The sequence below is a fragment of the Pseudomonas sp. genome (assembly GCF_036387035.1).
Classification (GTDB): domain Bacteria; phylum Pseudomonadota; class Gammaproteobacteria; order Pseudomonadales; family Pseudomonadaceae; genus Aquipseudomonas.
Genome location: NZ_DASVUM010000064.1, coordinates 1 through 7,460, shown reverse-complemented (window position 1 = coordinate 7,460; position 7,460 = coordinate 1). Strand labels below are relative to the sequence as shown.

Annotated in this window: 6 protein-coding genes and 2 pseudogenes; 5 read left to right on the top strand and 3 right to left on the bottom strand. The window is 58.4% G+C overall.

Going from position 1 to position 7,460, the window contains the following annotated elements; genetic code table 11:
• Nucleotides 1–373: pseudogene (locus VF672_RS05480) on the top strand (CbbBc protein); the annotation flags it as partial.
• Between the two features lie 319 nt (nucleotides 374–692).
• Nucleotides 693–1,154 (top strand): glycine zipper domain-containing protein, encoded by a 462-nt coding sequence (locus VF672_RS05475; RefSeq protein WP_037016408.1) that lies wholly within the window; start codon nucleotides 693–695, stop codon nucleotides 1,152–1,154.
• A 96-nt stretch (nucleotides 1,155–1,250) separates the two neighbouring features.
• On the opposite strand, the gene VF672_RS05470 is transcribed toward VF672_RS05475, so the two are convergent.
• Nucleotides 1,251–1,679: a thioesterase family protein gene (locus tag VF672_RS05470; RefSeq protein ID WP_331102272.1), complete on the bottom strand. Its 429-nt coding sequence runs from the start codon at nucleotides 1,677–1,679 to the stop codon at nucleotides 1,251–1,253.
• Nucleotides 1,680–1,735: 56 nt separating this feature from the next.
• Entirely contained in the window at nucleotides 1,736–3,667 is a 1,932-nt protein-coding gene (locus tag VF672_RS05465; protein WP_331102270.1) for a RecQ family ATP-dependent DNA helicase, read from the bottom strand.
• 244 nt (nucleotides 3,668–3,911) lie between these two features.
• Here VF672_RS05465 and VF672_RS05460 point away from each other — a divergent pair, with 244 nt between their 5' ends.
• The 3 genes from VF672_RS05460 (at nucleotide 3,912) to VF672_RS05450 (ending at nucleotide 6,945) form a co-directional block, all read left to right on the top strand.
• Nucleotides 3,912–4,715 (top strand): hypothetical protein, encoded by an 804-nt coding sequence (locus tag VF672_RS05460; protein ID WP_331102268.1) that lies wholly within the window; start codon nucleotides 3,912–3,914, stop codon nucleotides 4,713–4,715.
• Between the two features lie 130 nt (nucleotides 4,716–4,845).
• Nucleotides 4,846–5,973 (top strand): hypothetical protein, encoded by a 1,128-nt coding sequence (locus VF672_RS05455; RefSeq protein ID WP_331102266.1) that lies wholly within the window; start codon nucleotides 4,846–4,848, stop codon nucleotides 5,971–5,973.
• Between the two features lie 237 nt (nucleotides 5,974–6,210).
• Nucleotides 6,211–6,945, top strand: a complete 735-nt coding sequence (locus tag VF672_RS05450) for a hypothetical protein (RefSeq protein ID WP_331102264.1) — start codon at nucleotides 6,211–6,213, stop codon at nucleotides 6,943–6,945.
• Nucleotides 6,946–7,219: 274 nt separating this feature from the next.
• Here the strand turns inward: VF672_RS05450 and VF672_RS05445 are convergent.
• A pseudogene (locus tag VF672_RS05445) lies at nucleotides 7,220–7,460 on the bottom strand (phosphoenolpyruvate carboxykinase (ATP)); the annotation flags it as partial.

The following is a 7,460-nucleotide window of genomic DNA, read 5'->3' as shown; positions in this document are numbered from 1 at the left end:
GGACCTGATCATGCAGTCGATGCGCTCTCACGATCAGTACAACACCACCATTTATGGCCTGGACGACCGCTATCGCGGCGTGAAAGGTCAGCGTGACGTGATGTTCGTGAACGAGGCCGACATCATTCGCCTGGGCTTCGTGCCAGGCCAGAAAGCCGACATCGTGTCGATCTGGGGCGATAACATCGAGCGTCGCGTGAAGGGCTTCACCCTGCTGCCATTCGACATCCCGGCCGGGCAGGCTGCAGCGTATTATCCGGAAGTGAATCCGCTGGTGCCGCTGGAGAGCGTCGGCGACGGCAGCAGCACGCCTACGTCCAAGTTCGTCGCCATCAAGCTGGAGCGGCATGTGGAGACCGCGCGGATCGTCTGACCTGCGCACGTTCCTGTGGGAGTGACCAGGGTGGCATTCCACCCTGCTCGCGAAGGGGCCGATCAACCGCTGGATATTTAGCGGATGTATCGGCCTCATCGCTAGCAAGCTCGCCATCCTTGCAGCCATAAAAAAGGCCCGAATCGCGAGATTCGGGCCTTTATCAAGTAGCGTATGACTCGTTAGCCGGGCTTAGGTTCCCAAGCCAAAACAATAAGTTAGCGTTTTGTATACAAGTCGTGTTATTCGTCGGATTTCGATTGTGACATTAATTTCATAATTGCAGGATCGCGGCGTCATCCCTATGAGCATTCCATACATGAAGTATTCCTCGATTCTGTTGTTGTCGTTCTCACTGGTCAGCGGTTTCGCCTCAGCAGGCGATAACGTAACGGCTGGCGTGGGCGGTGCATTGGGTGGGGTACTCGGCTCCGTCGTCGGTCAACAGGTCGGCGGCAGCACAGGTTCGGCGATCGGCGCCGGCCTTGGCGGCGCGGCCGGTGGCGCAGTGGGCGCCAACCGCCGGAACCGTACCGAAGCTGCCATTGGCGGCGGCCTGGGTGCCGCCGGTGGCAACGTGATCGGCCGTAGCGTCGGTGGCAGCACCGGCAGTCTGATCGGCGCTGCAGCAGGCGGCGGCGCGGGCGGCGCACTCGGCAACTACATGGGCGACGAAAGCCGCCGTGACGACGACCGTGGCCGTGGCTACCGTGGCGACCGTCGTGACTACAAACATGGTCGCGGCCATGCGTACGGTCATCGCAAACACCATCGTGACTGATAGCGTCGGGTTGGGCTCACGAACCTGAACCATGAACCATGAACCATGAACCATGAACCATGAACACCGGCCGCCGATAACGCGGCCGGTTTCATATCAGACCACCAACCGCTCAAGCGCCTGCCGCAACCCCGCCGGAATCGGCACCGGCTGATTAGAGGCACGATCAACGAACACGTGCACAAAGCGACCTGCCGCCCGTGCGTCTGCATCTCCCTCCTTGAACACCGCCAGCTCATATTGCACCGAGCTGTTGCCAAGCTTTCCGACCCGCAAACCGACCTCGATGCGCTCCGGGTAGGCAATCGACGCGAAGTAGTCGCACGACGAGCTCACCACAAATCCCACCGTTTCTCCTTCATGGATATCCAGCCCGCCCTGTTCGATCAGGTAGGTGTTCACAGCGCTGTCGAAAAAGCTGTAGTACGTCACGTTGTTGATATGACCGTACACATCGTTGTCGTGCCAGCGCGTCACGATCGGTTGGAAGTGGCGATAGTCGGCGCGCTGTGGGGTGTCTTTCATGGTGGCTCCCTCCGTTATTGTTCGTCGTGCCACGTCGTTTGTGAAATCAGCGGGTGCTATTCAATCTGGCGCTGAATCCATTCGCGCACCTGGGCATACGGATACGCCTCCAGCGCCGCGAACCCGTCAATGTTCCGGGCCTTGAGCCGCGTAAACAGCGGCACGCTGATCCCACAAAGAAACCGCGTCAGACACTCCGCGCCTGGCTCATGCCCTCGGACCTCAAGGTGCTTGCCGACGAACTCGCTGCACAGGTCCGCAAAGTTCTGTTCGCTCAGCGGCGTCAGGGCTGGCGGTTCGGGGAGAACGGCCACATGCCCCTCACACACCGAACAATGGCCGCAATGCTCCGGGGCACGGTCGTCGCCAAAGTAGTGGGCCAGGCGATGACTGAGGCACTGTTCGCTGGAAAACAGTTCGAGCATCGCATGGATGCGCGCGACTTCGGTCTTTTCGTGATGGACGAAGTAGGCATGCAACGCCTCGCTCAGCGCCGGCGCGTCGAAGTCGGCAGCGATGAGGCTGTAGACCTCCGTCATCTGTTTGCTTTCGAGTTCGATCCAGCCCTTCTCCTGAAAGAAGTCCAGTGCCGTCACCACTCGCCCGCGCTCGGCGTGATATTGCTGATACATCGCATCGAAGTTAACGGTTGCCCACGTCCGCGCCCGGCTCGAGGTTTCGGTCAGCGCCTGCACGAACTCGCGTCGCTCACCCTCAAACCGTTGCACCAACACCTGGGGTTCGATCAGGTACTTGAAGCGGTACTCTGCGAAGTAGGAGTAACGCGGTGCAATGATGCCGCGCAGCTCCAGCTGCACCAGCAGCGTTTTGAGCGGCAGTTGGCGGATGTTGCTGAGGTCCGACAAAGGCGCCAGCAGAAACTCCCACTGACTGTCGTTGCGCGCGCCCTGGAGATCTTCCAATACCTGCCGGATGCCTTCCTGCTCCGGCGTGTCGCCGTACACGAAGTTCTCCAGCACGTTCAGGCTGTCACGATTGGCCAGAACCAGACATTCCGACCTCGCCCCGTCGCGCCCCGCACGCCCGATTTCCTGGCTGTAGTTCTCGATGGATTTGGGCAAATCGAAATGCACGACGCTGCGGATGTCACTCTTGTCGATGCCCATCCCGAAGGCGATGGTGGCGACAATGCAGTTCAGCCGTCCATCCATGAACTGGCGCTGGATGGACTCGCGCTTATCGTGTGGCAGACCTGCATGATAGGCGTACGCCGGGATGCCGTTCTGCGACAGGTGAGCCGCCACGAATTCGGCGGTCTTCTGCAGGGTGACGTAGACAATGCTCGGCTGCCCGGCGCGTGCGCCGAGCCACTCCACCAGGCGCCGACGCTTGTCCCGGCCTGCCACCGGCTCAACCCGCAGGGTGAGGTTGGCCCGGTAGAACCCGGTCGTCACCACATCGTCCAGCGCGATGCCGAACTTGCTCTGCATGTCGTCAATTACCTGAGGCGTCGCGGTGGCCGTCAAAAGCAGCGCTTGGGGGATGTTGAACTCACGCTGGTAGTCGGGGAGTTTCAGGTAATCAGGCCGGAAGTTGTGGCCCCACTCGGAGATGCAGTGCGCCTCGTCGACCACCAGCAGAGAAATGGGCACCTGAGTGATGAAATGCCTGAAGCGTTCATTTTTCAGGCGTTCGACGGAAATCATCAGGATTTTCAGCTCACCGGAGCGCGCCCGTGCCATGACATCGGCGACGTCGTCACGGCTTTGCGCGGAGTCAATGCTCGCAGCCGCAATGCCGTGTCGCTGAAGGAACGCCAACTGGTCTTGGATAAGCGCCAACAGTGGCGACACCACCAACGTCAGATGCGGCAGGAGCAAAGCCGGTAGCTGATAGCAAAGGGATTTGCCGGAACCGGTGGGAAATATGGCCGCGGCGGAGCGCCCTGCCAAAACCGCGCTGATAGCGGCCTCTTGTCCGGCGCGAAATTGCCGATAACCGAAAACCTGCTCAAGGGTTTGATGCATGTGCTGCCACTCCTTTGACCGTCGCAAGGGCGTGAACCATAGCGCGGTGGGTCCGGGCGCAATACACCTAAACCATTACAGAAATATCGAACAGGATACATCCCGGATACGGACACTGCGTGCAAGTGCTGGCAAAACGGCATCTCGACGATTAATCTCGCGCAATCTATTCAACCGCTGCACGTCAGGCACCCCCGATCGACTCAAAACCGGTCGACATCAAGCGATTCGCCAAGGAGAGGCAATGCACACCACACCCCAGCCCGAGGATGACGGGCTCATTATGCAACGGCTGGCGCCCGATCAGTTCGACGTCGTGCTCGGCGCTCATCCCGCCCGGCGCAGCGGCACCTCCAACAAGGGCAACTGGCCGCTGAGCAGCGTCCTGATCTGCCTCGCGTTGCTGATCGCAATCATGTTCCTTATCGCGCAGATGTTTCGGACGCCCAAGCCGGCTGCGACGGTCATCCCCGCCCCTCTCGTCGCAGAAGCCAGCGAACCCGAACCGGCACAGCTCATCGCCCCGGTGCGCAACGTCGAACAGGTCGTTTACATCGCACCGAAGGCAGACACCTCGCCTCCCGCCACGGCGCGGCCGCTCGACACCTGTATGAAAGACGGCAACGTGATCGACCGAGACGTCATTAACTGTCGTTTCGGTGACACACAAGCCAACGACTCACAGTCCTCCCGTCCGCAAGGCATGGTTTCAGACCGCTACCTGGCGAACTACAAGACCGTCGCCGCCACGCCCAAGACCGAAACTGCAAAGCGTTATGAAGTGGCGGGCGTGTTCATTCGGGAGATTGACGGGCGCAATCGCTATGAAGCGCGCTATCGGATTTATAACAATCATATTGAAACCAATAGTGTCTGCATGAACTTTATCGCCGACAGCGTTGAACACCGCGAATGCCGCCGTGCGGCCGTGCCCTACTTCAAAGATATGTGCAGCGACTGGAGCAAACGCGTCGCCAAAGACAAGAGTGACAAGAACAAACTCGCGCAAGAGCAATACTGCACCGCGGCACGGGATTACTCGGCCTGACAGGCGAATAACTAACACCATCAGATACTTGCCATAACTCGTTGTAGAACATCAAGTAACAACCGCAGCCAGCGTATTCACCATCGGTCTTCTACCCTCGGTATTCCTATCCACCAACGAGGTTAGAAACATGACAACTTTTACACTTTTCTTTTGCGGCACAGGTTCGACAAAATATGACATTCTCAATAAGAACTACTGGAACGGTGAACTAATCGCGACCTTGGCTAACAATATTCAAGGTCACGAGTTTGCGGAATGGATCATCATTGACGGGCCGGGTAGCGGCAATCTGCAAGCGGATGAGTTGTTCACCGAGTCTAAGGGTTTTGGCTGGACCGGCACCGCATTCGGCAAGGGCTGGCACGAAAATGTGCAGCACGCCGTGAAAATCATTCAGGGTAAATTCGACTGGCAAAGAACCAAGCTGTCAGAGGCTGACTATTTGCGTCTCAAAAAAGCCGACGTACCGATCCCTGACGCGCAGGCTCACGGCTCCTGGTTCTGGCGGCAGTACGACTATGGCAATCGCATCAGCCCGCAGCAAATTCAGCAACAGTTGATCAAGAGCTTGCGAAAAGGCGGCGTGATCCCCAAACAGATCAACTTAGTGGGTTGGAGTCGTGGCGGGGTCAGCTGTCATATGCTTGCCAACGCACTCATGGTCAATCCGGCAACACGTCACATACCGGTCAATATATTTGCGGTTGATCCAGTACCAGGCCCTTTGAACAATCAGCCCGAGAAAGTGGCGCTTGGCAGTAACGTCAAACAGTACGTCGGGTTCTATGCGCGCGATGAACGCTCTAAAGGGTTTTCTTGCGTCATTCCGAAAACCGATCCCAAGACCAAGGTCAGCATTTTTCCCATGGCCGGGCGTCACGCTTCGCTGGTGGGTAATGCATCGCTCACGGGGGCCAGCGGGCCAGGCCAACTTACCGAACCCGGCACGCTGGTTCGGCACTATGCCGAAGTGTGTTTGACCCGATGGGGCACAAAGCTGCAACGAAAACTCAATCTGTCACCCACCGAAATTAGCCGCCTTCATCAAAGCATCGTCATGCACGAGGCTGACTTCATCAAAATGCGCAGCCAGTCATACATGGTGTTGGTTGAAGATCATAAAACCGAGCGCTATGTCACTCACGCCGACAAAAGCACCGGATTTGGTAAGGTCGCGGGGGCGCCGTTTGTGCCGGTGGAAGGCCTGGCGGCCAACCTCGCAAAAGGTGACAGCGCTTACAAAGATATCTGCTGAACTTCAGTACACGCGCATGAAGCATGCCGCAAGCCAGCTGTCTGGCTGGACCGTTCAACGCCAATGCCCTCCTGAGTGAGCGCGGCGATGGCGAAAAGAATTCCCAAGGAAACCGTCCCCACCGAGGGGCGGTTTCTTCGTTCTGCTATTTGTCATCGAGCCATTGACCCGTCAGCGCTTTCTGCGGTCATAGGGAGCTAAGGTCGAGACAACCGCAGCGAATACGGACGGAACACCATGCCTAACGCAGCCCCGCGAACCAACACCCGCTTGCTACCGCTGCTACTCGCCGCCTCAGCTGCGCTTCTTTCAGGCTGCGGTGATGATGCCAAAGCACCCGCCACGGCGACTGCGAGTGCATCGCCCCCGCAGAAGATCATGGTTGTCGATGTCAGCGGTGCGCTGAACCTGCACTATGAGGCCAGAGACGACCAAGTGGCCGTAGGCTTCCTGCCCGGCAAATTGCCCGGCTCCAACTGGCTGACACTGAGCGCGGATCAAGAAGCCGAAGGCGACCGCAATGAGGTAAGCATCGGCCCGATCCTCGGATTCTCGTTCGACAACCCCGACCAGGAGAAGAAGGCGATCATGTTTCAGGGTGGACGCGTCGAAGTTGCCCACGATGAAAACAGCGCGTCCTATGACACCGGTTCCTACTATCAGTATTTCGATGCTGACAAGGGCGGCAGCAATAGCAACGTCCAACTCATTTTCAGCAAAATCGAAAAACTCAGCTCACCCAACCCTCTGCTCGACCGCTACCGGCTGATCGGTACGTTTCAGTTCAACGCGGCGCTCTCACCTGAGCAGCCCACTGACGAATGCACCCGGGAAGCCGCTGCTTACGCCGCCGAGCACGGCGAGCGGCACCCGGGGTTCGACGCGAAGCTGTGTAACGCGAAAAGCGTTGTGGCGAAGGGTAGCTTTGACATCACCCAGGATTTTCCGGTGACAACGAAAGCTGGAGGGTAGCAGCGACGCTAACCTACCGTAGAAGCCGGCTTGCTGGCGAACGCGGTGGTTCGGATAAAGCGACGTCAAATGACGCAGTGCATTCGCCAGCAAGCCGGCTCCCACAGTTTGTAGTCAGCGCTTTCATGGGCCGGACGCAACATCCGGTTGCAGCCAGGAACCAGCGATCCGCTTCAACACGGGCGCCTGCACATGCACCAAACTTCGTACGGCATAAACACCCGCCAACAAAAAACCGCCCCGAAGGGCGGTTTCTTTTTGGCAGGCTCCGATCTTACAGCTTCGGACCCGCTGCCTTGATCGCGTCGCTCACTTCGAACTTCTTGAAGTTCTCGATGAACAGGCCAGCCAAGGCCTTCGCTGCTTCGTCGTACGACGCTTTGTCAGCCCAGGTATTGCGTGGGTTGAGCAGGACGGTGTCAACGCCAGGCACGGAGGTCGGGACATCCAGGTTGATGGTGTCGAGGTGCTCGGTTGCTGCACCGATCAACGCGCCGCTTTGAATGGCCGCGATA